Origin of the sequence: Adlercreutzia sp. ZJ141 (assembly GCF_011038965.1) — a bacterium.
Taxonomy (GTDB): Bacteria; Actinomycetota; Coriobacteriia; order Coriobacteriales; family Eggerthellaceae; genus ZJ141.
On the sequence record NZ_JAAKEB010000004.1, the window covers coordinates 11,784 to 36,593 of the forward strand.

Consider the following 24,810-nt stretch of genomic DNA (forward strand, 5'->3'; position numbering starts at 1 on the left):
ACGGTTGCACAACTCCACGCAACCGAGAAACGCCATTGTGGAATTACAAAACGATCCCGTTATCCCCGTTATTCTCAGAGTTACGCGTAGCTGCGGTGTCCTCAAGCGCTGCTGGATTGAGCACACAACCTAAGCCTGTTGCGAACCCCGCACGGTTCAATGTTAGCATGCCGCGCTCTGCGGAAAGTGGCGGTGTGGTAACGCCACGTGTCGCTTCGCGCCCCACAAGTCCAAGATCGCCCGCCGGCACCACGCCGGGTAACGTTTCAAACGTGGCGTGCAGTCGTTTCGACACATCGGTGCTTGCTCCCGCACTGACCCATACCGTCACGCCATGGGTGCGGCACAGGCGCACGAACTCCAGCGCCGGCTGCACGCCTCCCATTCTGCCAATATTTACAGACAGGTGCTTGAGCTCTCGGTTCCTGAGCGCTCGCAATGCGTCTTTCGGCACAGCAAGCGCTTCACTCATTCCTAGTGGAGTGCGCATGCCTCGCTGCAAACGGGCCGTGCGATCGAAGATGTCCCCATGCACCGTAAGCGGAACCTTGCGCGGGTCGAGTGGTTCTTCAATCCACGCAACACCCAGCGAGTCGATGGTGCGCAGTTCGTCCATATCGGTTTCAGTGAAGCTTCGTCCTGCGTCGATGATCAGCTTCGCAGCACCAATCGCATCGGCAACCGCCACCGCACACACGCTCGCACTGCCGGGGTGAACCTTCAACCGCACGCAGGGGCTTCCAGCTCGCATTTGTGCCACTGCAACGCGAGCTGCGGCTACCGGATCCGTTTCGTCAACCAGGGCGGCTACGGGTACGCGCCCGTTTGAATTGCCGCCGATCAGCTTCCATAAAGGAGCGCCGACAATTTTGCCGTACAGGTCCCACAGTGCCGGCTCGATGGCACCGCACGCACGGGGATGCTGCACGGCCTGTGCGTTCAGTGCGAACACATCGCTTACTTCGGACGGATGCAAAAACACGTGAGAAAGCACGATCGGTGCGAGCACCTCTTTGAGCACTGCTTCGTTTTGGGCAACATCGCCTGCAGCGTTCCATCCGCCCGTGGAAACGGCAAGCTCACCAATGCCGCTGCGCCCCTGATGATCAATCACTTCTACGATCAGCGTTTCGCGTGCTGTTTCACGTGCGTTCGCATGTTCTCCTAAGGGATAAGCACCATGCGCCGATGAGGGCAGTTTCACACGGCGAACAACAACGTTTTCAACCTGGATGCGTTCGTCGAAACGGCGAAGCAGTGCTTGCCGGTCGATTTTGCCCGTGCCGAGCATCGGCATTTCGTCGATTACGCACACGTGCTTCGGCAGATGCAGCTTCGACATGCTGCCTGCAGCCATTTCTTTCACGGCGAGGGAGAAGCGCGTATTGGACATGTTCGCCATCTTCAGCGCATGCTGGTGATCGGTGGACCTATTGGTTCCATCGGACGTTTGTGGGAACGACTCAACGCGGCGCGGCTCGCGTACCACGAAAGCGATCGGGCGGCGTCCCCATGTTTTGTCGGGTGCTCCGAACACGAACGCATCGGCAACGCCGGGAATGCCCAACAGCTTTTGGCGAACCTCTTCGGGGTAGATGTTCTCGCCACCCGACACGAACATGTCGCTCACGCGTTCTTTTACGTACAACAGTCCGTTGTGAATAGCGCCGATGTCGCCGGTGAGGAAAAACCTGTCAACGGTCCATGCGGCATGGGCGTTCAAGTAGCCAGAAAACACACCGGGACCCTTCACCGCTAAACGGCCGAAGCCGTCGCTTCCCGCTCCCACGATGTGCGCCTGATAGCCGGGCAACAGTTTCAATCCGCCCTTGTAGTTCATATCGATCAGGGCATTTGCCACATGGCTCGACGTTTCCGTCATGCCGTAACTCACGTACACACGCGCCTGCTTGCCCCATGCGACTTCCAGCGTGCGCGAATTCGGTGCACCGCCGCCCAGCAAAATGCAGGTGTAGCGCTTCAATGCGGCGCTCCGCTCGCTTTCGCACATATCCTGCAGCATCTTGTCTACAACGGCGATGTGTGTTGCGTTGCGTCGCGATGCGTCGGCCAGCACCTTGTCGGCGTCGAAATGACGGTACAGCAGAAACGGTGTGCCGTTTAAGATGCTGCGCACCACAACCTGCAGCCCCCCGATATGGTAAAGAGGCAGCACTGCTTGCCACATGCCTTCGCCGCGACGACCCAGTACCGCATTTGCCGCTAAAGCCGCTTGGCTCAAATTTGCCCACGACAGCGCCACTGCTTTCGGTCGGCCCGTTGTACCCGACGTGAACATGATGACCGCGCGAGCACTCTGATCGAACACGTGCTTCGCGTGGTCTGCGAAGTTGATGGCGTTTTCCAACGCTTCCTGCCGGGCCATTTCTTCGCGGCGAATGAGCGAGTCGCGACCACCCGTTGCACGCCCGAGTGCTTTGCTCGTGCGGACGTCGGCGGTTTCCACCCTCGTGCGGGTAACAAACGACGTGCGCGACACCCGCTCGTTTGCGGCCGCTTGCGCCGCGCCCGAGCGAACCTGATGCAGTTCGCCGCCCAAAAACGTTTCGACTCGATCCATGATGGCTTCGATATTGTTCTCATCAATACGAAACGCCACGTGAACGCCAGGATCGCGCTCAACTTCCATTAGGCGATGCATCTTTTCAGATTCGCTTAAGCGGTTGTTTATGGCAATGAGTGTATACCCGCCGTATCCAGCGGCAAGCAGAAGGAATACGCCAGCAGCGCGGTTGCGGACATCGACAGCAATGCAGTCGCCCTGACGAGCTCCCTTGTCGCGGAGAAGCTTCGCCAGCGCAGCAGCGTACAGGCGCACCTCGCGATACGAGTACGCGGTTTCCTTATCCGCTCGCTCAACGTCCGTGAAAAACGTGCGAAGCGGATTTTGCCGAGCCATGTTCTCGAACGCGCTGATCATCGCGTGTTCGTCCTACCTTTCCTTGCCAACGTGGTTTCACCGTGCTATAAACTGCGCCTTTCGGAACTTCCCTCCACAACACCGCCGAAATGGGGAAGTTGTGCTGAAAGACGCTCGAGTCCTTGCCAACGTGGTTTTCTTAGGGAAACTTAGGGAAGCGACTGAAGTCGGGTGCGCGCTTTTCCTTAAACGCATCGCGTCCTTCTTTCGCCTCGTCAGTGGTGTAATACAGCAACGTGGCATCGCCGGCGAGCTGCTGTAAGCCCGCAAGCCCGTCGGTAGCGGCGTTAAACGACGCCTTCATGAAGCGCAGGGCTGTGGGACTAAACTGCATCATCTCGCGCGCCCACGACACGCATTCGGCCTCCAAATCGTTGAAGGGCACCACCTTGTTCACCATGCCCATTGAAAGCGCCTCGGCCGCTGTGTACTGACGGCACAAATACCAGATCTCGCGCGCTTTCTTTTGCCCTACCATCGCGGCCAAATACCCCGCGCCATAGCCCGCGTCGAAGCTGCCGACCTTCGGACCCGTTTGCCCGAACTTCGCCGTTTCCGCCGCAATGGATAGATCGCACAGAATGTGCAGCACGTGGCCGCCGCCGATGGCGTAGCCATTTACCATGGCGATCACCGGCTTGGGAACCACGCGGATGAGGCGCTGTAAGTCGAGTACGTTTAGGCGCGGAATGGAGTCTTCGCCTACGTATCCGCCGTTGCCGCGAATTTTCTGGTCGCCGCCAGAACAGAACGCCTGGTCTTGCGGGGCGCCATCGTGATTTGCGCCTGTGAGAATGATCACCCCAATTTCGGCGTCGTCGCGAGCAATGCTAAACGCGTCGTACAGCTCGTTTACGGTAAGCGGCGTGAAAGCGTTCCGGCGATGCGGGCGGTTGATGATTATCTTGGCAATACCATCGCATGTTTCGTAAATGATCTCGCGGTATTGTTTGCCCGCGCGCCACGCTTCAGCCATATGCGAATCCTCCCATGCGAGCGAACTCCGTCGAGCGCAGCCGAAGCGCACCGCAACAACTTGATGCGGTGGGCAAACAGCCTCTTATTCATATGCGCACAAGCGGAGAATCGCCTCGCGTCATGTTGTCGAGTGCGCCTATGGTAACGCATCGTGCCTGATTACCCGGCCGAGAAGCGTCGAACGAGGGGATGAATTCGCAGTTTATCCAATTCTTATCAATGACACCGACAGGAGCTCCGTTGCGCCCGCATGCCTGCATGCCGCCGCGACCGCGTGTCCGTGCGCCGTTGTGCCCGCGTTGCAATCGTTGCACCTGAGTTGCGCCTGCATTGCACTCGCATTATGCCCGCGCACCGCCAAGCTCGCGCGCCGCGCTCCTGCGTGCGCTCGCGCACCGCCAAGTTGCGCCTGCGCTCCTTAGAACGCGGCGTCTACCGGCTCGCTTACCCGCACGTTCTCGCGTCCGCGCATGAGTTCGGTCACCTTGCGTAGCAGCTCATCTTGCGTGCCGTCGAGCATGCGCAGCACCAGCGTTACCTCTTCGGCGTAGCTCACATCGATCGTTTTCGCACCGCATGCCGCCGCGACCGCCATCATGCGGTCGTAGTTGGCATACGGAAGCTGCAACGTCACGTCAATACAACGAGACACCACCACCAGGTGCGCCGCTGCAATGCCCGCTTGCGTTGCCTGCGTGTATGCACGCACCAAGCCGCCCGTGCCCAGCAGTACGCCGCCGAAGTAGCGCGTCACCACCACGCACACATCGGTAAGCCCTGCATGACGAATTGCTTCGAGTGTGGGAAGCCCTGCGGTTTTCTGCGGCTCGCCGTCGTCGGAATACCGCACGCGTCCCGCCTCGCCTGCGCCACCTGCTCGCAGCACGTAGGCGTACACGTTGTGCCGTGCCATGCGGTTTGCCGCGCGAACTTCTTCCAGAAATGCGAGCGCTTCTTCTTCGGTTTCCACATGGGCGATCTGCGCGATAAAGCGGCTTTTCTTCTCTTCGATTTCGCTGATGGCGCGCCCTTCTATGGTTGTGTAGGATTCCATGGCCGATCACCGCCTGTTCGTAAACCAAGCGCGAGCCAGTGCCTCGATGCCCGGTTCGATATCCTGCTCGGGGATAGCCGAGAACCCCACCAGCACGCAGCTTCCCAGTGTGTGACCGTCGGTTGTCCAATAGCGATCCGTGCCGTACACGCGCACGCCTTCTTCGCGCGCCAGTGCGATGAGTTCGCCTTGGCTGCGCCCATCAAGAACCTCAAGCAGCACATGCAGACCACAACCGTGCTCAAGCACGCGCACCTTACCTTCCATAGTTCGCTTGATGGTGTCCATCAGTACAGTGTGCTTGCGACGGCTGCGCGCTTGCAACCGCCGCAAATGGCGGTCCCATTGTCCGCTTGCCAAATAACGCGCCAAAGCTTCCTGCATCAACCACGAAACTGCCGGGTAGGCGTTCGAGAATTTCTCGTCCCATTGACGGCGCAAAACCTTCGGCAGAATCATGTAGCTTATACGAAGCGCCGGCGACAGCGCCTTGGAAAATGTACCCAGATATATCACGCGGTCGGCGTTGTCCTGCGCAAATAAAGCTGGCTGACGCTCGCCCCGATAACAGAACTCATGGCAGTAGTCGTCCTCGATAATGTAAGCGTCGGTGTCTTTCGCCCACGTGAGAATACCCTCCCTTACTTCGGGCGACATGGTGCCTCCGGTGGGGAACTGGTTGGCGGGCGTTACGTACAGCAATTTTGCGTCGCTGGCGTGAAGGGCTGCCATCATCGCATCGGCTCCCTGTGTTACGGGAATGAGCCGAATGGGAAACCCGTTTCCCTCGAAGACCGACCGTGCCCCATCGTAACCAGGCTCTTCCATGGCAACGGCATCGGTTGCTGTGTCGAACAGCAAACACAACCGTTGCAGGGTGGGCTGCGTACCCCCTTGCACAATGATGTTTTCGGCACTGCAGTGAATATCGCGGCTCGCTTGCGCCCGACGAGCGATTTCGCAACGAAGCGCCCATTCTCCCTTGTCATCGTCGTAGCTGCTGGCCTGCGCAAGATCGGGCTCGAGCAGAATGTCGTTTAAGATCGACCTCCACGCTGCTGCGGGAAAGGTCCCTGGCTCCAAATTCCCGTACGTGAAATCGTAGCGCGCCGGCGCAAGATCAATAGAGGGCAGCGTCGGCTCGCTCGCTTGTTGTTCTTCACGCCACGTTGCCGCGCGGGTTGCAATGGCTGTTTCGCCACTCATGTCTTCAACGATGAAACCCGAGCCCGGTTTGCTCGCCGTAAAGCCTTCTTGCGCGAGCAGGCGGTACGCCGCATCAACGGTGTTGCGCGAACAGCGGAGCTCCTCGGCAAGTTCCCGAATGGAGGGAAGTTTCGACGCAGGCGGATACACGCCCAGCAGAATGTCTCGAGAAAGCTGCGTGTATATCTGCTCGTAAAGGGGAGTCGATGACCGCTGGTTGAGATGGATCATGCAGTTCCTTCCGCTTTTGCTGCCGCTGTCTTTCTCGCCGCAACATGCCTTTGTTTTCGCTGCCTCGCGCGTCCATTTCGTGGATCTTCATGAAATCGTCACCTAATAATACTCGTCAACCGTCCCTTTACGCTCAATTTCTGCCCAACTATGCTGAAAAAAGAATTGCGGACGCACTTTGGATGGTTTCTGCGCACCGTGCCGAAGCGTCGCCCGTGCTTTCTAGGGAAACACTGCTGCAAATGTAGGAATGGCGGGATGAATCAGCGTTTCCCTAAAGGGAGGAATGTGAAAGGAGGGATGGTTTATGAAAAGAAAGAAAGCTCTTGTGGGCATGAGCGCAGTCTGTACGGTCGCACTGATCGCAGGCCTCGTAGCATGTACTCCTACAAGCTCGTCTTCTGATTCATCAACCGATTCAGACAAGGCTTCGACGGCAACGTCCGCAGAAGTTCCCAACCCTGATAATTTCGAGTACGGTGTGATCACCGCTGATGGGTGGTCTGAGGTGTACCCGAACCAGTACGCAACGTACAAGGCGATGGGCGAAAACGATGGGGAAAAGCACGACTATCTGGAAGTGTATCCGGCACTGAAGACCATGTACGCTGGCTATGCCTTCTCGCTTGGCTATGCCGAGCCGAACGGGCATCTGGATTCGCTGACTGACGTGGCCGAAACGCCGCGTACGCAGGAAAAGGAACAGAACGGAAACTGCATCACGTGCAAGACCCCGCAGTTCACCGCGCAGGTGAACAGTGGCGATGAAGCCGTGAACCTGGAAAAGTTCAACGACATCATTGGTAACTACACCGAGCCTATCAGCTGCTACAGCTGCCACGAGAATAACCCCGAAGAGGTTGTAGTTCCGAGCGCGTACTGGGCGAAATCAATAGGCGCCGACGCGACTGCGGTTCCCGTTGAAGCTCAAACGTGTGGCCAGTGCCATAACGAATACTACTTCAGCGGCGAGAACAAGGTTGCAACGAACCCTTATGAGGGTCTTGAAGCTATGACGCCCGAAGCTATTCTGGCGTACTACGACGAGCATGAGTACAAAGACTTCGCTTCCAAGCTTACCGGCGCGCCGATGATCAAGGTGCAGCATCCCGAGTTTGAAACGATGTACGGCGGCAAGGGTTCGTACATGGGTAAGCTGGGCTACACCTGTGCTGACTGCCACATGGGTGCAACCAAGGCCGAGGACGGAACCGAGTTCTCGAACCACAACCTGCAAAGCCCGCTGGACAACCCCGAACTGATCGAGAACGTGTGCAGCGATTGCCACGATGACCTGGCCTCTCAGGTGAAGGAAATCACCGACGAGTTGGGCGATGGTGAGAACGGACGCACAAAGCAGGTGTCCGAGCGGATCGAGCTGCTCATTAACACCACGGCTGAGAAGTACTCCGCAGAAATCGCTGAATTCCAGGCGGCCGCTGACGCCGGTACCGCTGGCATGTACGCTGCCGGCGAACTGGGCGAACTGCAGAGGCTACAGCGCGTTGCACAGTTCTACTGGGATTTCGCCATGAATGAAAATTCCGAGGGAGCCCATAACTCAACGCTTACCCGCGCATGCCTCGACATGGCGGAAAGCACCGCTGACGAAGGTCTCGCCAAGCTTGGCGTTGCCTAAGCATTAATCGAATTGCTGTCAAAGTGCGATGGCTCGCATCGTGAGCACAGTGGGCCATCGCAACCGCGGAAGGGCGGCGTGCGCAGAGCTTAAGCCGCCCTTCATAAGGAAGGCTTCAATCTTTTGAGGAAGGCCCCCGAACCCGAAGCACATCCCCTCTCCGCTTCGGGTTCGGAGGCTTTCCTTGTTGCTGGCTGACCCGTGAACCTGTGGACGAACTCGTGAACCCGGGGGGCAGCACCAGCTCGCGTGAAAAAGCTGAAATAATCGCGAGTTCGCCCTTGCATTCGATCGGGTACTCCGCTAATATAGACAACCGCTTCGCAAGGAAGCAACTATGTGCGGGCGTGGCGGAATTGGCAGACGCGTACGGTTCAGGTCCGTATGGGGGCAACCCCATGGAGGTTCAAGTCCTCTCGCCCGCACCATATAAGAAATCGCAGGACAGCTCAGACGTGGCTGTCTATTTTTTTGCACGAGGGTTAAACCGGGATAGTCTTTACACGTGGTTTTTTGACTTCGCTGCAAACCGCACCTCGTCGATTACCGAGTACACCCCGAGAGCAATTATCACCAGGGTAAGTCCCGTCACGAAGCTCGCTATCATGGGGTCTGAATCTATGAGCGCAAGGGATATCGCAAGAAAGGCGATGCCGATCATGATCGAGTGTGCTGCTTCAAGCAGGGAGCCTTGGCTTGTTCTCGTTTGAGCGGCGGCAATAAGCTCGAGCGTTTGCTTGTCGTCGTAGAGCCGCACGCTGTTTGGTTCCGCATCTTCGCCATCGAGCAGCTCTGCAACCGATATCCCGAGCGTTTCGCAAAGGATCGGGATGGTGGCGTAGTCGGGCATGCACTTTCCGGTTTCCCATTTCGATACCGTTTTGTTCGAAACGTTGAGCATTTCTGCAAGCTGGCCTTGCGTGAGGTTTTTCTGCTTGCGCTTGAGGGCGATGTAGTTTCCGATAGACATCTGATTCATGGTTCCTCCTCATGGGGGTTGGCTCGGTTGTGACACACATAAAGTGAACCAGAAACCTACATAATAGCTACCCCTCGGCTGGCGATTATGGGTGGAAATGTGTGTCTTTCCAAAAAGTTAGTCCAACAGCAGGTGTCAGCCTCGTGGCGTCACTGGTTCTGGAGATTATTCTGCTGGTTTTGCTTGGCAGATTGCCGTAAGCTTGCCGATAAGCGAGAAAGAGGAAAAGCGGGAAGGAAGAGGGAAGGAGTCAATCACATGATTTACACGCCCATGACGAACAAGGCGCTGAAGATTTGCTTCGACGCGCATAAGGACCAGGTAGATAAGGCAGGTGCACCGTACGTCTTCCACCCGTTCCACCTGGCAGAGCAGATGGACGACGAGGCCTCAACATGCGCTGCGCTGCTTCACGATGTGGTAGAAGACACCGACGCCACCTTTGACGACCTGCTGGCACAGGGAATAAGCTACGAAGTGGTGGAGGCTGTGCGCTACCTCACGCATGAAGACGACGTGCCGTATATGGATTACGTTGCCAACATCGCGAGCAACCCGATTGCGGTGAAGGTCAAGTTTGCTGATTTGAAGCACAACATGGAGCGAGGGCGTTTCGATAATCCAGACGAGGTTGGCGAAGGGCGCATTGCGAAATACAAGGCTGCGTTAGAGCTGCTGTCGTAAACGAAGGATTTCCTGTGCAAAGGTTCGCGTTGCGAGCTATGATTCACCCAGCAATATTGTCGAGCGGAAGCGTGAACGAACATGCCGCTGCATATCGTGCGAGATGACATAGCGAATATGCGCACAGACGCGATTGTCGTGCCTGCCAACACGATGCTGCTCATTGGTGGGGGTGCTGGCGAAGCCGTAGCGCGCATTGCGGGAATGGGTCGCTTGCAGGATGCCTGCGACACGATAGGCGGGTGCGCGATTGGTGAGGCTGTGGTCACGCCTGCGTTCGACTTTCCTGCAAAAATGATTGTGCATGCGGTGGGTCCCGTATGGCGGGGAGGCTACTCTGGTGAGGCAGGTGCTCTGCACTCGTGTGTGAGCGCGGCTCTTGCAGCGGCGGTGTCTGCGGGTGCTGAAAGTATCGCGATGCCGCTTTTGGCGACGGGTGCCTTTGGCTATCCGGTGGGGCATGCTATCGACATCGAAACTCGCGCGATTCAGGACTTCTTGGACAGCAATGAGATCGACGTTTGGCTGGTACTTTACGATCGAGAGTCCATGCGCGTGGGCCGGGCCCTATTTGACTCGATTGCCGAATACATCGATGACGTGTATGTTGGCGATCACGCGCTTGAGAGAACCGCAGCGCTCGACGGTTATCCGCCGCAGGTTAGAGGGTTCGACAGAGGCTTCGCGCCAGGTGTGCCTTCAATACCGGGCATGTCTTCAGCGCAGAGCGTACGCTCTGCGCAAAGTGCAGACCGCGAGACTTTGCCGACGATGCCGACTTCGGCATCACCTTCCACTTCTTTACCCGAATCGAAGCGCGGGGGCAGACTCAAGAGCCGGGACAAAGGCCGGGGCCTTTTCGGAAGGCGAAGAACTCGTGGCGGCGACACACAGCCTGATGCACGGCTTGATACGCCTCAGGTTAAGCCTCCGGCATCTTCTCGGGAAGAGCGTGAGCAAGAGCCGGCGATGGCAAGCGTTGTTGCTGCGCTCGAGGATATGGTCGCGTTTGAGGACGTCTCGCTCGAGGAAGTTGCGTTCGGAAGCGCCCTGCCGAGGCACTTCGATGGGGTTGCGCGTGTTGGTGCCGCCGCTCCGGAAAGCCTGGCGAAGCGGCTCGAACGGCTGGATGAGTCGTTTGCGCAAACGGTGCTGCGCCTTATAGATGAGCGCGGCATGACCGACGTTGAAGTGTATAAGCGTGCAAACATGAGCCGGCAGCTGTTCGCGAAAATACGCAAGGATGACAACTATCGACCCACGAAGAAGACCGCCTGTGCGCTTGCGTTCGCGCTTGGGCTTAATCGCGACGATGCGGTGGCGTTGCTTGCGCGAGCTGGTTTCGCGCTCTCGCACAGTTCGAAGTTCGACGTTATTGTGGAGTACTTTCTGGTGAACAATGTTCACGATATCTTCCAGGTAAACGAGGCGCTTTTCGCCTACGACCAGCCGATTCTTGGGTAGCTTTGCGACCTGCGCCTCCATTCGTCGCAAGTGTGCCACCGTGCAATCCGTCGCGTAGGTCGTGCGTTGCGAGAGCCGTGTGCCTTGTCGTGCGTCACGAGAGCCGTGCACTCTGCCGCGCACGATGTCGCTTCGCGGTTTACCTACCGCGCGTTGCAAGAGCGTAAAGTTCCTTTCGTCAGGTAATCCAGAGGCGAAAGGAGCCAACCATGAAGAACTATACCGAACTCGTGTTTATCCTCGATCGCAGCGGATCGATGCAAGGGCTTGAGGCCGACACCATCGGCGGATTCAATTCGGTGCTCGCAAAGCACCAGGAAATGGAGGGCAATGCTGTCGTTTCCACGGTGCTCTTCGACGACCAAACCGACGTCATCTGTGATCGGCGTGACATTCGTGAGGTGGAGCCGATTACCGGCAAGGAGTACTATGTGCGCGGCTGCACGGCGCTGCTCGATGCGGTGGGAGGCGCAATCGATCATGTGTCCAAGGTGCAGAAGATTCTGCCGAAGAGCCACCGCGCCAAGGACGTGGTGTTCGTCATCACCACCGACGGCCTTGAGAACGCGAGCTGCAAGTACAGCTACGCAGACGTGAAGAAGATGATCGAGAAGAAAAAGAAGAAGGGTTGGGAGTTCATTTTCATGGGTGCGAATATCGACGCTGCGGCGGAAGCTTCTCGCATCGGCATTGCCGCAGATCACGCTGCCACCTATTGCGCAGATGGGGTGGGTACGCACGCCGTTTATGCCGCAATGGCCGACGCCACCTGCATGGCGCGCCAAACAGGTCACGTTGACGCTTCGTGGGCAGCTCCAATCAAAGCGGACATGGCGGCACGAAAGCACGGCTTTCTCCACGGAAAGCTCGGCAAGTAGTGCCGCCCTCCAATCCCTTTCGGTCTCTTCCGTAAGGAGCGCCCATCAGTCCATTCCGGTCTCTTCTCGTGCAACGGGCAGCGAAGACCACCCGTGACCGTGTGTTCGCTGTCCTTTGCGGGCGTTGCATGTGCCAAAAGGGGTGCTTTCTACCAAGCAGCCGACCTCATCGTGATACTCGAAGAAGCATCGAGTATTCAAGGTATTCGCAGGATGGCGGCAGGTAGATAGGACTCGGGTCTGCCGACAGGTTGGCAGTCCGCCGTTCGAACTGATACCCCCTACTTAACTCTAAAGACTCTTTTGTCATCTCGGTAGACAAGAGTGTTTTGCGCCCATCAGGATTGTGGGAAAAGGAAGGAAGAGTGTTGCGGCGATGTCCCTTTGCGGTTTACCTGCTGTGCGGTTTTGTCGCGTATGATTTATGCTGTTCGGCGGTTCAAAGTGGAAGGAAGGTCGGTCATGTACGGGGCCATAATCGGAGACATTGCAGGATCGCGATACGAGTTTTATCCCGAGAAGACGAAAGATATGCCGCTGTTCGCGAAGGGAAGCCGCTTTACTGACGACACGGTGCTCACCGTTGCTGTGGCAAATGCCTTGCTTGAGGCTCGAAAGACAGGTGTGTCGTTCAAGGAGCTGCTTGTGCCCGAGATGCGGCGCATGGCGTTGGCGTATCCCGATGCGGGCTATGGTGGCAGGTTTGCTACCTGGCTTGGAAGTGCTGACCCCTCCCCATACGGTAGCTTTGGTAACGGGTCGGCCATGCGTGTAAGCCCATGTGGACTTATAGCGGTGACGCTGGAAGAAGCGCTCGATCTCGCCCGTGCTTCAGCGGAAGTGACGCACGATCACCCTGAAGGGATAAAGGGAGCGCAGGCGGTTGCGGGGGCGGTGTTCCTTGCGAAAACCGGGCACACAAAGGAGGAAATACGCGCGTTTGTGCAGGACGGTTACTACAATCTGGACTTTACGCTTGATGAGATTCGTGCGGGTTACGGCTTTGACGAAACGTGCCAAGGGTCGGTGCCGCAGGCTATCGTTGCTTTCCTGGAAGCGGAAAGCTATGAAGACGCCATCAGAGGCGCTATTTCGCTTGGCGGGGATGCCGACACCCAGGCGGCTATCGCGGGATCGATCGCCTGGTCGTATTATCGCTTCAGGCTTGGGGGCGAAAATTTACCGGAGTCGTCCAGCAAGCCTGGGATACGGTGGCCGCAGTGGTGTCAGGACATGGTGGAGAAAAACGGCATCAACGCCTTCCTGCCCGCAGACTTCGTGGATACGATAAAACGACTTGATAAGGTTTGGATGCAGTGACAGGGAACTCACGAAAATAAAAGAGCCCCACTGTTGGGGCTCTGTGCATACAATGGCGGAGGCGGTAGGATTCCCGCGTCCGCCTTCGGCGAACGCTCTTCTCCCTCGGCGCAAGCGCCTTCGGGCGGTCGCCTAAAAACAGCCCACGGGGCTGTTTTCTGAACGGCGCCCGACCTTGCGGTTCGAATCCTCTGGGAGGTTTTCAGCAATGAAAAGAGCCCCACTGTTGGGGCTCTGTGCGTACAATGGCGGAGGCGGTAGGATTCGAACCCACGGACGCGTGAACGTCAACAGTTTTCAAGACTGCCGCCTTCAACCACTCGGCCACGCCTCCACCTTCAGGATGTCGTTTGCTAGCTTCAGGAACGACGCATGCATGCGCTTCGTTCGCGGTTTGTTAAGCTACACAAACGCACTGTGCAGGATACCATATAATGGCGGCATGACTGATGAAGACTACATGACAATGGCACTTGCGGAGGCTCGTCGCGCAGCATCTTTGGGTGAGGTGCCCATTGGTGCTGTGGTGGTGTATGAGCCAATAGATAGGGGAACGCGCAAGTCGTTGGCCGCGCCTCGCGTGATCGCGCGGGCGTGTAACCTGCGCGAATCGACGAAAGACCCTGCTGGGCACGCCGAGTTTCTGGCTATGAAGCAAGCAGCGCGTGAACTTGACGCATGGCGCTTGACCGATTGTACGGTGTACGTGACGCTTGAGCCGTGCATCATGTGCGCTGGGCTTATGCATCAAGCGCGCGTGAGCCGGTGCGTGTACGGTGCTCCCGACAGCAAGGCCGGTGCGTTGGGCACGCTGTACAGCGTGCATGCCGACAGTCGGCTCAACCACACGTTTGCGGTTACGTCGGGTGTTCTGGCGGAAGAATGCGCCGGCGAGCTGAAGCGCTTTTTCGCCGAACGCAGGGGAAAGAAATAGAGAACAACAAGAAACAACGAGAGACAACGAGAAAACACGAGGAATAGCAATGCAGAACAGCATGGTAGAGCTACAGGATGACCCGCGCACTCGCGGCGAGCTGGTTGACATGGTGGGCACTGCACGCACCTCGCAATTCGATGCGCGGTCGTTGCAGTCGCTTGGGTACCTGCGTGTCATTGCGCCGGCGAAGGTGAACCTGTTCTTAGGCATAGGATGCCGCCGTGCTGATGGCTACCATGATGCGATAAGTCTCATGCACGCGCTCAACCTGCACGATGTGCTGCATATAGGGCGCGTGCCGCTTTCCGAATCGGCAGGATGGAAGGGCCGGGCGTGCGCTGCAGTGGTGGGGCCTTGCGACAACGTTTCGGTGCACGTGAGCACCATACCGCGTGGTGGCGTGCCTGAGCTCGACATTCCGGCCGAGAAGAACCTGGTTACAAAGGCGGTTGACGCGCTCGCTCGCAAGCTTGACTACACCGAGGCGTGCGCGCTCGACCTTCGCATAGAGAAAAGCATTCCCTATGAGGGAGGGCTGGGCGGCGGGTCATCCGACGCGGCGGCGGCGCTGCTTGGTGCGGCGCGGCTGTGGGGTGTCGATGCGGATAATCCCGCATTGGAGGCCGCGGCCCGTTCGCTTGGAAGCGATGTTGCCTTCTTCCTGTATGGCGGGTGCGGGCTTTACGAGGGCACAGGCGATGTGTTCGTTCGCAGCTTAAAGCCCATGACAAAAAACGTGGCGCTCATCAAGCCCGAAGGGGGCGTGTCGACCGCGCGGGCTTATGCTGCATTCGACGAATGCCCGCAGGAAATAAATGAGGAACTGCTCGATCGCGTGAATGCGGCGTGCGAAGCTGCCAACGTTCCTCTGTTTAACAACTTGGCACCCGCATCAGAGCGATTGACGCCTCTTCTTGCGGAAATCCGCGCGTGGGCGGCGGGCTTTCCCGGTGTGACCGATGTGCTGTTGTGCGGCAGCGGCGCGACCACGTTTGCTGTGTGCGATAGCTTTGAAGCGGCATGCGCATTGACGGCAGCAGCGAAGCGAAAGGGCTGGTGGGCGCGCACTACGGCGTTCGGTGGTGCGCGAGCAGCGGTGCTTCCGCAGCGCTAGCGTTGCTGCCAGGGCCAGCGCCACTTCGTGTTTGCACGCATAGGCTTTGAGCGGTAGCCGGGGTTGTGCTTTAAGAACACGTGGTTGGCTATGCGAATGGCAGCCAGCCCAATAAGCGCGGTTATCAAAAAGCTTGCCGCTAAGTCGAGCACGGGGGCGTTGTGCTCAAACAGTGCATACAAGCTGAACAGGCCGAACACGGCCGATAACGCCAGTGTGATCCAGGTAAACAGCCGAATGAGAATTTCCTTCGCGCGCGGTGGAGAGGTCACCGCGCGCGCGACAAGGTATACGATGGCTGCCAGAAGAGCGAGCGCAATCAGCAGAGGCACGATTCTCGAGAGTCGGACAAAGAACATGTTTGGTGCTCCTGCGTTTACGAAAGGGCTGTTTACACACGGGTTGCGGCCGTTTTATCGACAACGCCTGTCTCATTCGCTTCTCGCTGAAGCTGCGCCAGGAAATCGGCAGCGTCATCAACTTCGTCATCGATGTCGTCGCCAACGTCGATGTTTTTCGGCTTCCTACGGTACAGAATATCATACATGATAGGCACAATGTAGAGCGTCATGAACGTGGCGTACAGCAAGCCACCCACAACCACCATGGCCATGCCGCGTTGCATTGATGCACCCACCGCGCCACTCAACACCATGGGCATCATGGCCAAGATAGTGGTGAGCGCGGTCATCAGAATAGGCCGCATGCGGGTTTTGCCCGCTGCCACCAGTGCCTCGCGCTTGTCCATGCCGCCGATGCGCAGACGGTTCACGTAGTCGACAAACACAATGCCGTTGTTCACGATGGTACCCATGAGCACCGCAAAGCCCATAAGACTCAGCATGCTTAACTGTTCGCCGCCTATTACCAGGGCAAACAAGCCGCCGGTGAAGGCAAGCGGCACGGTGAACAGAATGATAAACGGCGACAGTAGACTTTGGAATTGCGCGACCATCACCAGGTAAATCAGCACGAATCCCAGCAGCAATAACAACAGCATCTGGTTCACCATGGTGTCGATATTCTCTATTTCGCCGCCAAACGACAGCTTGTAACCGTCGGGTAGCTCAATGGCGTCAAGTTTGTCAGTTAGATCGCGCGACAGTAGTGCGTTGTTGTAGCCGTCTTCCACTTCGGCGGTGATGGTCATCACGCGGCTGCCGTCGGTGTGCGATATAGCGGCCGAGGCGGTACCCTCTTCGGTGGTTGCTATGTCACCCAGCTTCACTGTGCTGGTTTTGCCAGCAGCGTCAGTGATGTTCACCTTGGTGTCTAACAGCTTATCAGCGTCGATCACCTTGGTTTCGTCAATAATCTTCACTTTCATGTCGGTTCCGTCGAAGGTGACTTCGGTGGCATCCGCTTCAGTGGTAAGGCGGTCGGACAAGTCGGCGTACAGCTGCGCGACGGTATAGCCTTTTTGAGTGAGCTTGTCCTTGTCGATGATCAGGCTTATCTGCTTGTCGAGGCTCTTCGTGCCATTGTCAACTTCGGTGTAGCCCTCAATGCTTTCGATTGCATCCATCACCTGCTGGCTAATTTCGTCGAGCACTTTGGGGTCGTCGCCCGACAGTGTAAGCGATAGCCCCGTGCCTAGCATTGAGCTCATGGCGTCGGTTGCCGATGCGTCGCTGCTTATTTGTTTTGCCAGTTCGGCGGTTTCCTCGTTGATGCCGCCGAACACTTCAACAACAATGTCGGCGGCCTTCTTCATGATGGCCTGCACCTGTTTTTCCGTGGTTACGGAATCGTCGGTTTGCAGGTATAAAGTAAGCATGCTGCTTTCCATATTGTCGGCACCGCTTGCTGCATCGCTCGAGAGAAGCGACAAAGAACTCGTTGCGTCCATGGCCCCTGCGTATTCGACGCCTTCGATACCGGCCAGGCGCACAAGCATTTCGTCAGCTGCTTCAAACATCTGCTCTTTCTTAACGGTTTCGGGCATAGCGAGGTTCATTTCAACAGTGTCGGCCGTCATGGTTGGTATAAGCACAATACCCATGTTCACTACGCCAATAATGGCCGCAACCAGCAGTGCGAGCGCAGCCAGCAGTGGCGCCGCTTTATGGCGCAGGAAAAATCTGAGGCTGCGACCGTAGACGTTTTGCGCTCGTTCAAACCAGGCGGTGTTGCGCGGGCGATAGTTTTTGAAAATGAACGACGAAATGGTGGGAACAAGCGTCAGCGCTATGAGTAGCGACGATGCCAACACATACGCAATCGTGAGCGCGAAGGGCAGCAGCAGCTGGTTCACCAATCCGTCGGTGAACACTACGGGCAAAAACACGCAGATGGTGGTAAGCGTGGACGCTATGGCAGCGCCGGCGATTTGCTTGGCGCCTTGTACGGCAGCGCGCGGTGCAGGCATGCCTTTTGCTCGCATGCGGTAGATGTTCTCAAGTACGATGATGGAGTTGTCAACCAGCATGCCGATAGCAAGCGAGATGCCGCCTAAGGTCATGATGTTGATAGTTAGCCCACTGAAGTACATGAGCACGAGCGAGAACAGCACCGAGAAAGGAATAGAGAACGCCACCACCAGCGTTGGCTTCCAGTCGCGCAGGAACACGGCGAGTACTATCATGGCCAAAAGCGCGCCGATGATGAGTGATTTCAGGATGGACTCAATGAACAGCAAGATGACTGAGCCTTGGTCACTCATAACGTTCAAGTGCAAGCCGGGGTAGCGTTCCTGCAGCTTGTCGATAGTGTCGTGGCACAAAGCCGACACCTCGCTTGTGTTGGCTGCGGAGGTTTTGAACACCGACAGCATCACGGCGTTTTGTGCTGGTTCGCCAGCACTGGTTTTCATGTAGGCGTCACCCACGTTGTCGACAACGGTGATGTCGGCCACGTCGGCCAAGCGCACGTCGCCCACGCCATCAATAGTTACCAGCAGCAGCCGCTCGAGTTCTTCAAGGCTGGTGATGTTGGTGCCCACACGCAGCAACCACTGCTCATCTGAGTTGTCGCCGGCATTCAGGTAGCCTGCGGGCATTTGGAAGTTCTGCGCCATAATCAGCTGTGCGAGCGTTTTCTTGTCCACAAGCGCATCAATGTTGGCCTGCTCGATGGCGCTTGTGCGTGCGCTTTCGTACTGGGCGCGAGCGTCTGCAAGCTGTGCGCGGTTGGCTGCTATCGAGCCTTGTGCGGCTGCCAGCTGTCCTGTCGCACCGCCGAACTGGCTAGCGGCAGACACGCTGCCCGACTGCACCTGCGCGAGCTGGCTTTGGTATTCGTGCAGCTCGGCTGCGGCGGTTTGCAGCTTTTGCCCCACAGACTCAAGCTCAGCTTGTCCGCTTTCCAGTTTCGCTTGTGTATCGGATATCAGTTGGGGCAGCTCGGCGAAGCGTTTCATCTCGTCTTCGGTTAAGGGGGTACCGCTTTGCATCTTCTCCTGCAGCTGCGCCATTTCTTCGCCGTAGCCTTGCAGTTGGTTGCCGAGACTTGCCAGTTCGGCGGCTCCCGAATCGAGTTGGGCCTGCAGGGTCGATATTTCTGAGGTTTTTGCCGCAATGGCCAGCGTCAGCCCCGAAGACGCCTCGCCCAGCTGGTCAGACGTTGTGCCTTCGGCGTTTTGCATCGCTTCTAACTGCGATTCAATTTGGGCGTCGGCTTCGTTGAGCTGCGCCTCGCCTTCTTCGATGGATGCTTTGGCGTTAGAAAGCTCTCTGTTCACATTCGACAAAAGGCGGTTGTTGATGTCCTCTATCTTGCTGTCGGACAAGCGAACTTCCACGGTTCGTTCAGCGCTGCCGAGCGGTGATACGTCGGCCACACCGTTCACACGCTCAAACTCGGGCATCACCTTCTCTTCGACAAAGGACGACAGGTCATAGATGTCTTTCCCATCGTAGGTGGCAGAAACATACAGGGTTGCCATCATGTCCATGCTAACTTCCATGTAGTTGGGGGTGCCAGCTGCATCGGGAAGCGTCGACGCAATTTCATTTACGGCTGATGACACTTTCACGAGTGCCGAATCCATGTTGGTGCCGTCTTCGAACGACAGGAAGATCATCGAGAAGTTTTCGGCGCTCGATGACATAACGCTTGTCACGCCATTTACGGTGCTCAAGGTTCCTTCGAGTACGTCGGTTACTTCGTCTTCGACCTTTTCTGCTGTGGCGCCCGGGTAGGTGGTGATGACTGTCAGATAGGGGATGTCCATTTCGGGAAGCAAGTCGATCTTGGTCTTTGAAAGCGATACGGCGCCGAGGATAAGGGCGACGATCACGCATACGACAATGGTGAACGGTTTCTTCACGCTGAATCTGCTAAGCATGTGCTGCCTCCTTGGCGGCTCATTTGGCGAGCGCGGGCACAGGCGACACACGTGCCCCTAAGCGCGATGCAGAACATGGCGTAGGAGAAGGCGCGACCGCAAGGTCCCGAGTGGTTTGGGGGAATACTAGCACGGATTTTGGCGGTAAATCGTTACGAAGTGTAAGGGAATAGATCTATCAGGCAGAATGTGATAGATGTCGTGAAACTGTTTCCTATCTGTAATGCGAAGGCAGGTTCGTTGAAAGCGGGTGCGCTGGGGTGCGTTGGGGTCAAGTGGGCGGCGAGTATCCGAGTGGATCGAGCGGCTGAGCGGCTGTGAGCCGCGGATCGAGCGATCGAAGGAGATGGTGCCACGCACTGGGGGCTGTGCGCTGAGGGGCTGCGCGCCGAACGGACGAGCGTTCGAGCGGCTGAGAACCCAAGGGTCGCGCATCTTTGGTGAATCTCCGTTTGCCTTCTTCCCGCTTGTTGATGAAGGGTATCATAAACGAGTACAAACAATGCTTGTAAGCGAAAGGGCTTGCCGGCGAAGAAGGAGGCTATCATGGACAACCGTGTCTACGAACTGCTGAATGACCAGATCAACAAAGAGCTGTATTCGGCGTACCTGTACCTGTCGTTTGCTGACTACTATGAGGAAGAGGGCTTGTCCGGTTTTGCAAATTGGTATGAAATTCAGGCGCAGGAAGAGCGCGACCATGCGATGATCTTCCGTAACTATCTGCACGAGAATGGTTGCGCGGTGAAGCTTTTGGCCATCGATCAGCCCGACAAGCAGTTCTCCAACTTCTTGGAGCCGCTGGAGGCCGCAGCTGAGCACGAGCGCTACGTGACCGGCCTCATCAACGACATCTATGCCGCCGCTGTGGAGGTTAAGGATTACCGTACGTGCAAGTTCCTCGACTGGTTTATCGAAGAGCAGCAGGAAGAGGAAGACAACGCCGACACCATGGTTACTCGCATGAAGCTGTTCGGCAACGACACCAAGGCGCTCTACGACCTGGATCGCGAGAATGCAGCGCGCGTATACAGCGTACCTTCTCCGCTTGCCGCCGAGTAAGCAAGAGACAAACAACGGCTCGCGAAGAGCAAGCGCAAAGAACGTTTCCAAAAGAGGCGAGTCCAGTGAGGGCTCGTCTCTTTTGCGCTGAGTGTGCATCCAGCTCTAAGCGAAGTGCGAAAGAAGGAAAACCACCCGCTGTACAGGTGATCGTGTTTGGTGTGTAGACTCGGGCAAGAAGTGACGTCTCGAGATATTCTTCTGCCTCATAGGTTCACTCGAATGCTCTATAAACTACCACTTTTTTCACGAAATGCGCGATTGAGCAAAGTCAGCCGTGTCTTCGGGAAGTTTTTTCACGAAATGTACGAATCGAAACACGCGAAAGTGGGGCGAAAACGGCACACTTTCCTTCTCCGCTCAGACAAGAACTACGTTTTCCCTGTTCAGGAATGAACATTGATTTTCCCTCACACTTACCGTCCTCTGAATACAATCCTTTGTTTGTACATTTCGTAAAAAAACTTCCCGAAGACACGGCTGACTTTGCTCAATCGCGCATTTTGTAGAAAAAGTGGTAGTTAGTGGGTGGGAGCTTTTGGCGAATTGCGCTTCGAACGAAGCTTGCGCCCTGTTCTCTTCGTACGCACTTCGTTTTCATTAAGATCTATTGAGCGGCATGAGCAGAACGTCTTGTTCCTTAAGTTCCTTAAGTGCGGCGTACATGTTATACACCCAGGTCATATACACTCAGATCAGTGGTACAGTGATTCTGTTAACGGTTCGAGAGGGCGGATGTTATGAACAGCTTACAGAACAAGATCTTGTCCAGCATCCAGCAAAACGCCAACGAAAGACAAAGCGCATCTCAAGCGTGTGTTCGAATCGAAGGCGTGGAATATCACTTCCTTGAACGCATTTGCTCGATAGATGGCGAAAACGAAATTGTGACCTGCACTTCACCTGACGGATTGAAGCGATACACAACTGCTCATACATGGGACGAAGCCGCAGTCTCTAATCCACCTGTCAAATCCGTTACCAGTTCAGGCTCAACGGATTTTCACTCGGCAAAGCCCTCGTCGAACACGCCAACCAAACTTGCCACCAGCTCAGGCAATGCCACTCAAGGAGATCTCCAACAGGCAATTCTTACCGTAACCGCGAGCAGCTCGTCACGAGAAAAGCTTGCACTATTCCGCTCTCTTTTTACTGGCCGAAAAGACGTTTACGCCAAAAGTTACTTCTCTCGCAGAGCTAATTGCATCGGTTACGCTCCTGCTTGCTCAAACGATTGGAAACAGGGGGTTTGTGGCAAGCTTCACCATCCATCCGTCAAGTGTGCAGCTTGCGATAAGCGGGATTTTATCCCGCTTGATGATAATGTGATCCTCTCTCACTTCAAGGGATCAAGCAAGCAAGATGTTGGCATTGTGGCGATATATCCCCTGGTTGACGAGTCAAAAACCAGAGTGCTCGTTGTCGACTTTGACAAAGCGGACTGGGGACGAGCAGCGAGTACGTTTCGTCATACTTGCGAGCAAGCGCGCGTTCCTGTAGCTATTGAGCGATCTCGCTCTGGAAACGGTGCGCATGCGTGGATCTTCTTTAGCGAAGCCGTGGAAGCGTCAGCAGCTCGACAACTTGGGTGCGCCTTGATTACTCGTGCAATGGAGTCTGATCCTGCTCTAAACTTCGAGTCGTATGACCGAATGTTCCCAAACCAAGACTCAACGCCAACCGGTGGTTTTGGCAACGCTATCGCACTGCCCTTTCAAGGAACCGCACGACAGAACGAAAACACTGTGTTCGTCGATGAGAATTATGTACCTTACCCAGACCAATGGGCGTATCTTGCCTCGATTAGACGTATGACCCCTGATGAGCTTTCGTCTGTATTGCGCCGCATAGGATCTCAATCACTCGGCGACTTAGTAACGTTTGATACAGAAGAAGCCGTTTCGGAAGAAGGTGCTTTCAAGCAACCTGGACTCACCGAAGTTTCGCCGAAAGCGGAAGCGGAAGCGAACGTGCAGACGGAAATGCAGCTTCCTTGGGCACCACGTACTCGTTTGAAACTGAACCAGCACGACGTTCCGCCCCATGTTGTGCTCGTGCGATCCAACCTTATCTATGTGAAATCCGAAGGTTTTTCCGCTGCGGCACTCAATAAGATCAAGCGTCTTGCCGCAATGAGCAACCCCGAATTCTACCGAGCGCAAGCAATGAGACAGCCTGTGTATGGAAAACCGCGCATCCTTTATTTTGGAGAAAGCACCAACGCATGGATCGGGTTGCCTCGCGGGTGTGAAGTGTCGTTATGCAGCTTACTTCGTTCGTGCGGAGCGACCGTACAGTTCGACAACCGCTTTTGTGAAGGCAGGGCAATCAGCGTTCGCTTCAAAGGGGAATTGCGCCCGAACCAGAGTATCGCGGCAGACAAGATGATCGAGCACGATACGGGGATCCTCGTTGCGCCAACAGCATTCGGAAAAACCGTGGTTGCAGCGAGCATGATAGCCCGCCTTCACGTTACCACGTTGGTGCTTGTCCCGAACTCCGCGCTGCTTGCACAATGGCGCGAGCGACTCGCGGAGTTTCTCGACATTGACGAGAAGCTTCCCGATTTGCTTACGCCAACAGGTCGCAAAAGCAAAAAGAAGCGTTCGGTTATCGGGCAGATCGGCGCAGGAAAGCGATTGTCGAGTGGTATTATTGATGTTGCACTGGTGCCCGCTTTGTTTGAGAAAGGCGAAGTTGCCGGCGAAAAGTTGGTGTCGAGCATCGTTGAACAGTATGGTTTGGTAATCTGCGACGAATGTCATCACGTGCCCGCATTCAGTTTTGAACAGGTTATGCGTGCAGTGAAGGCTCAACGTGTGTACGGTCTGACGGCAACGCCCAAACGCGCCGACGGACTTCAGGGGATCGCTTTCATGCAGTGCGGCCCCATTCGTCATCGAGTTAAGACAGGTGGGGCGGATGAGTCGAGACAGCTCGTACGTATCATGACGCCAAGGTTCACCAAAACCCGACTTGATGATGTAGATCAAAGTAATTTCGTACAAATTATTGAGGGCCTGGCGGCAGATCAGTCGCGCAATGAGTTTGTCGTCAAAGATGTCGCGCATTCGCTCGAGCAGGGCAAGCATCCGCTTGTGCTTACGCGCAGGATCGATCATGCTGAAACACTCGCCAACATGATTGAAAAGCAGGGATACCCAGTAATGCTTCTGGTTGGGTCTGATTCCCAAAAGGAAAAGCGCAAGAAGTTGGAGCAGCTTTACGGAACAGATGAGATAAAACCGCTCTGCATCGTAGCGACAGGAAGCTACATTGGTGAAGGTTTCGACAATGATCGACTTGACACCTTGTTCCTGGCTGCGCCCATATCATGGAGTGGACTTGTTGCTCAATATGTCGGTCGACTTCACCGTATTCGTGAAGGAAAAAGTGAAGTGATCGTCTACGATTACGTTGATGCACAGGTGGGCATGCTCGACAGGATGTATCGGAAGCGGTTGAAGGAATACGCAGCTCAAGGGTACTCGCTTCGCGCCTGGGAAGGTGAAGAGGATAACAGGGGAGAATTCGTGGCGAAAGACGCCTTTGCAGCGCGCTTCGAGGACGACATCGCCCACGCGACGAAGCGAATCAGCATCGCAAGTTCCGACGTTCATCGAGCTCGAATTGAGTCTGTTGTAAAGTTCATCGAAGCTGCAATGACACGAGATGTTGCTGTATGTGTATTGTTGCCCGATCCCGCTGCTGTCAAGCCGAAGCGAAAAGCATCCATTGTTGTTGCTACTGATACCCTCCGGCAGATTGGAGCAGTTGTGGAGTACGGTAGCTCATGCCCGAATCTTACGATCATTGATAGCCGTACGGTATGGTATGGCGGTATAGGTGCCCTCGCTTTTTCTAAGTCTGACGCGCAAGTGCTTCGATTCTCCAGCAGCGATGTCGCTCATGAGCTAGAAAGTGCGGTCTGGGCGCAATCACGAGCCTTGACGGATGCGCATAAGGTGCCAACCAAATAGACAACCTAAGAACGACAGGGGGTGCTGTTTCCGATAATTGAGACATATGGCTGCTGCT

Annotated in this window: 16 protein-coding genes and 2 tRNA genes; 10 read left to right on the forward strand and 8 right to left on the reverse strand. The window is 56.1% G+C overall.

The window, feature by feature from the left end:
* Nucleotides 1-43: 43 nt before the first annotated feature.
* The 4 genes from G7Y44_RS02225 to pdxR form a co-directional block, all read right to left on the reverse strand.
* A complete protein-coding gene (locus tag G7Y44_RS02225; protein ID WP_165247220.1) occupies nucleotides 44-2,941 on the reverse strand; it encodes an AMP-binding protein in 2,898 nt (965 codons plus the stop codon).
* A 139-nt stretch (nucleotides 2,942-3,080) separates the two neighbouring features.
* Nucleotides 3,081-3,917 (reverse strand): 1,4-dihydroxy-2-naphthoyl-CoA synthase, encoded by an 837-nt coding sequence (gene menB, locus G7Y44_RS02230; RefSeq protein ID WP_165247222.1) that lies wholly within the window; start codon nucleotides 3,915-3,917, stop codon nucleotides 3,081-3,083.
* Nucleotides 3,918-4,337: 420 nt separating this feature from the next.
* Nucleotides 4,338-4,973, reverse strand: a complete 636-nt coding sequence (locus G7Y44_RS02235) for an IMPACT family protein (protein WP_165247224.1) — start codon at nucleotides 4,971-4,973, stop codon at nucleotides 4,338-4,340.
* Nucleotides 4,974-4,979: 6 nt separating this feature from the next.
* Entirely contained in the window at nucleotides 4,980-6,410 is a 1,431-nt protein-coding gene (gene pdxR, locus G7Y44_RS02240; RefSeq protein ID WP_165247226.1) for a MocR-like pyridoxine biosynthesis transcription factor PdxR, read from the reverse strand.
* 307 nt (nucleotides 6,411-6,717) lie between these two features.
* On the opposite strand from pdxR, the gene G7Y44_RS02245 reads away from it, so the two are divergent.
* Both G7Y44_RS02245 and G7Y44_RS02250 read left to right on the forward strand, forming a co-directional pair.
* Complete coding sequence (locus G7Y44_RS02245; protein ID WP_165247228.1) at nucleotides 6,718-8,049, forward strand: ammonia-forming cytochrome c nitrite reductase subunit c552; 1,332 nt, start codon at nucleotides 6,718-6,720, stop codon at nucleotides 8,047-8,049.
* Nucleotides 8,050-8,390: 341 nt separating this feature from the next.
* A tRNA-Leu gene (locus G7Y44_RS02250) sits at nucleotides 8,391-8,477 on the forward strand.
* A gap of 71 nt (nucleotides 8,478-8,548) precedes the next feature.
* Here G7Y44_RS02250 and G7Y44_RS02255 read toward each other — a convergent pair.
* Nucleotides 8,549-9,028 carry a helix-turn-helix domain-containing protein gene (locus G7Y44_RS02255; RefSeq protein WP_165044831.1) on the reverse strand — a complete coding sequence of 160 codons (480 nt, stop codon included), beginning with the start codon at nucleotides 9,026-9,028 and terminating at the stop codon, nucleotides 8,549-8,551.
* A 258-nt stretch (nucleotides 9,029-9,286) separates the two neighbouring features.
* On the opposite strand from G7Y44_RS02255, the gene G7Y44_RS02260 reads away from it, so the two are divergent.
* From G7Y44_RS02260 to G7Y44_RS02275, 4 genes are all read left to right on the forward strand, one after another.
* A complete protein-coding gene (locus G7Y44_RS02260) occupies nucleotides 9,287-9,712 on the forward strand; it encodes an HD domain-containing protein (protein ID WP_165247230.1) in 426 nt (141 codons plus the stop codon).
* A gap of 81 nt (nucleotides 9,713-9,793) precedes the next feature.
* Nucleotides 9,794-11,176, forward strand: a complete 1,383-nt coding sequence (locus tag G7Y44_RS02265; RefSeq protein WP_165247232.1) for a macro domain-containing protein — start codon at nucleotides 9,794-9,796, stop codon at nucleotides 11,174-11,176.
* A 209-nt stretch (nucleotides 11,177-11,385) separates the two neighbouring features.
* The gene (locus G7Y44_RS02270; RefSeq protein ID WP_165247234.1) at nucleotides 11,386-12,054 is read left to right on the forward strand and encodes a vWA domain-containing protein; all 669 of its coding nucleotides are present in this window, start codon (nucleotides 11,386-11,388) and stop codon (nucleotides 12,052-12,054) included.
* 462 nt (nucleotides 12,055-12,516) lie between these two features.
* Nucleotides 12,517-13,374, forward strand: coding sequence for an ADP-ribosylglycohydrolase family protein (locus G7Y44_RS02275; protein ID WP_165247236.1), 858 nt, complete (start codon nucleotides 12,517-12,519; stop codon nucleotides 13,372-13,374).
* A gap of 246 nt (nucleotides 13,375-13,620) precedes the next feature.
* On the opposite strand, the gene G7Y44_RS02280 is transcribed toward G7Y44_RS02275, so the two are convergent.
* Nucleotides 13,621-13,708, reverse strand: a tRNA-Ser gene (locus tag G7Y44_RS02280).
* 42 nt (nucleotides 13,709-13,750) lie between these two features.
* On the opposite strand from G7Y44_RS02280, the gene G7Y44_RS02285 reads away from it, so the two are divergent.
* Both G7Y44_RS02285 and G7Y44_RS02290 read left to right on the forward strand, forming a co-directional pair.
* Nucleotides 13,751-14,308, forward strand: a complete 558-nt coding sequence (locus tag G7Y44_RS02285; protein WP_241158165.1) for a nucleoside deaminase — start codon at nucleotides 13,751-13,753, stop codon at nucleotides 14,306-14,308.
* Between the two features lie 49 nt (nucleotides 14,309-14,357).
* Entirely contained in the window at nucleotides 14,358-15,425 is a 1,068-nt protein-coding gene (locus G7Y44_RS02290) for a 4-(cytidine 5'-diphospho)-2-C-methyl-D-erythritol kinase (RefSeq protein ID WP_241159145.1), read from the forward strand.
* Here G7Y44_RS02290 and G7Y44_RS02295 read toward each other — a convergent pair.
* Nucleotides 15,422-15,784, reverse strand: coding sequence for a guanylate cyclase (locus G7Y44_RS02295; protein ID WP_165247238.1), 363 nt, complete (start codon nucleotides 15,782-15,784; stop codon nucleotides 15,422-15,424). The two genes, G7Y44_RS02290 and G7Y44_RS02295, sit on opposite strands and share 4 nt — an antisense overlap.
* Nucleotides 15,785-15,816: 32 nt before the next feature.
* Nucleotides 15,817-19,710 carry an efflux RND transporter permease subunit gene (locus tag G7Y44_RS02300; RefSeq protein WP_165247240.1) on the reverse strand — a complete coding sequence of 1,298 codons (3,894 nt, stop codon included), beginning with the start codon at nucleotides 19,708-19,710 and terminating at the stop codon, nucleotides 15,817-15,819.
* A gap of 546 nt (nucleotides 19,711-20,256) precedes the next feature.
* On the opposite strand from G7Y44_RS02300, the gene G7Y44_RS02305 reads away from it, so the two are divergent.
* Together G7Y44_RS02305 and G7Y44_RS02310 are read left to right on the forward strand one after the other, a co-directional pair.
* Nucleotides 20,257-20,772, forward strand: coding sequence for a ferritin (locus tag G7Y44_RS02305; protein ID WP_165044887.1), 516 nt, complete (start codon nucleotides 20,257-20,259; stop codon nucleotides 20,770-20,772).
* A 740-nt stretch (nucleotides 20,773-21,512) separates the two neighbouring features.
* The gene (locus G7Y44_RS02310) at nucleotides 21,513-24,752 is read left to right on the forward strand and encodes a TOTE conflict system archaeo-eukaryotic primase domain-containing protein (RefSeq protein ID WP_165247242.1); all 3,240 of its coding nucleotides are present in this window, start codon (nucleotides 21,513-21,515) and stop codon (nucleotides 24,750-24,752) included.
* Nucleotides 24,753-24,810 lie beyond the last annotated feature (58 nt).

Bases quoted from the DNA above. Each gene is read 5' to 3' on its own strand.
- menB (WP_165247222.1), bottom strand. From the start codon at position 3,917: ATGGCTGAAGCGTGGCGCGCGGGCAAACAATACCGCGAGATCATTTAC.
- G7Y44_RS02305 (WP_165044887.1), top strand. From the start codon at position 20,257: ATGGACAACCGTGTCTACGAACTGCTGAATGACCAGATCAACAAAGAG.
- G7Y44_RS02225 (WP_165247220.1), bottom strand. From the start codon at position 2,941: ATGATCAGCGCGTTCGAGAACATGGCTCGGCAAAATCCGCTTCGCACG.
- G7Y44_RS02245 (WP_165247228.1), top strand. From the start codon at position 6,718: ATGAAAAGAAAGAAAGCTCTTGTGGGCATGAGCGCAGTCTGTACGGTC.
- G7Y44_RS02260 (WP_165247230.1), top strand. From the start codon at position 9,287: ATGATTTACACGCCCATGACGAACAAGGCGCTGAAGATTTGCTTCGAC.
- G7Y44_RS02310 (WP_165247242.1), top strand. From the start codon at position 21,513: ATGAACAGCTTACAGAACAAGATCTTGTCCAGCATCCAGCAAAACGCC.
- G7Y44_RS02265 (WP_165247232.1), top strand. From the start codon at position 9,794: ATGCCGCTGCATATCGTGCGAGATGACATAGCGAATATGCGCACAGAC.
- G7Y44_RS02300 (WP_165247240.1), bottom strand. From the start codon at position 19,710: ATGCTTAGCAGATTCAGCGTGAAGAAACCGTTCACCATTGTCGTATGC.
- G7Y44_RS02275 (WP_165247236.1), top strand. From the start codon at position 12,517: ATGTACGGGGCCATAATCGGAGACATTGCAGGATCGCGATACGAGTTT.
- G7Y44_RS02290 (WP_241159145.1), top strand. From the start codon at position 14,358: ATGCAGAACAGCATGGTAGAGCTACAGGATGACCCGCGCACTCGCGGC.
- G7Y44_RS02295 (WP_165247238.1), bottom strand. From the start codon at position 15,784: ATGTTCTTTGTCCGACTCTCGAGAATCGTGCCTCTGCTGATTGCGCTC.
- G7Y44_RS02285 (WP_241158165.1), top strand. From the start codon at position 13,751: ATGCGCTTCGTTCGCGGTTTGTTAAGCTACACAAACGCACTGTGCAGG.
- pdxR (WP_165247226.1), bottom strand. From the start codon at position 6,410: ATGATCCATCTCAACCAGCGGTCATCGACTCCCCTTTACGAGCAGATA.
- G7Y44_RS02255 (WP_165044831.1), bottom strand. From the start codon at position 9,028: ATGAATCAGATGTCTATCGGAAACTACATCGCCCTCAAGCGCAAGCAG.
- G7Y44_RS02235 (WP_165247224.1), bottom strand. From the start codon at position 4,973: ATGGAATCCTACACAACCATAGAAGGGCGCGCCATCAGCGAAATCGAA.
- G7Y44_RS02270 (WP_165247234.1), top strand. From the start codon at position 11,386: ATGAAGAACTATACCGAACTCGTGTTTATCCTCGATCGCAGCGGATCG.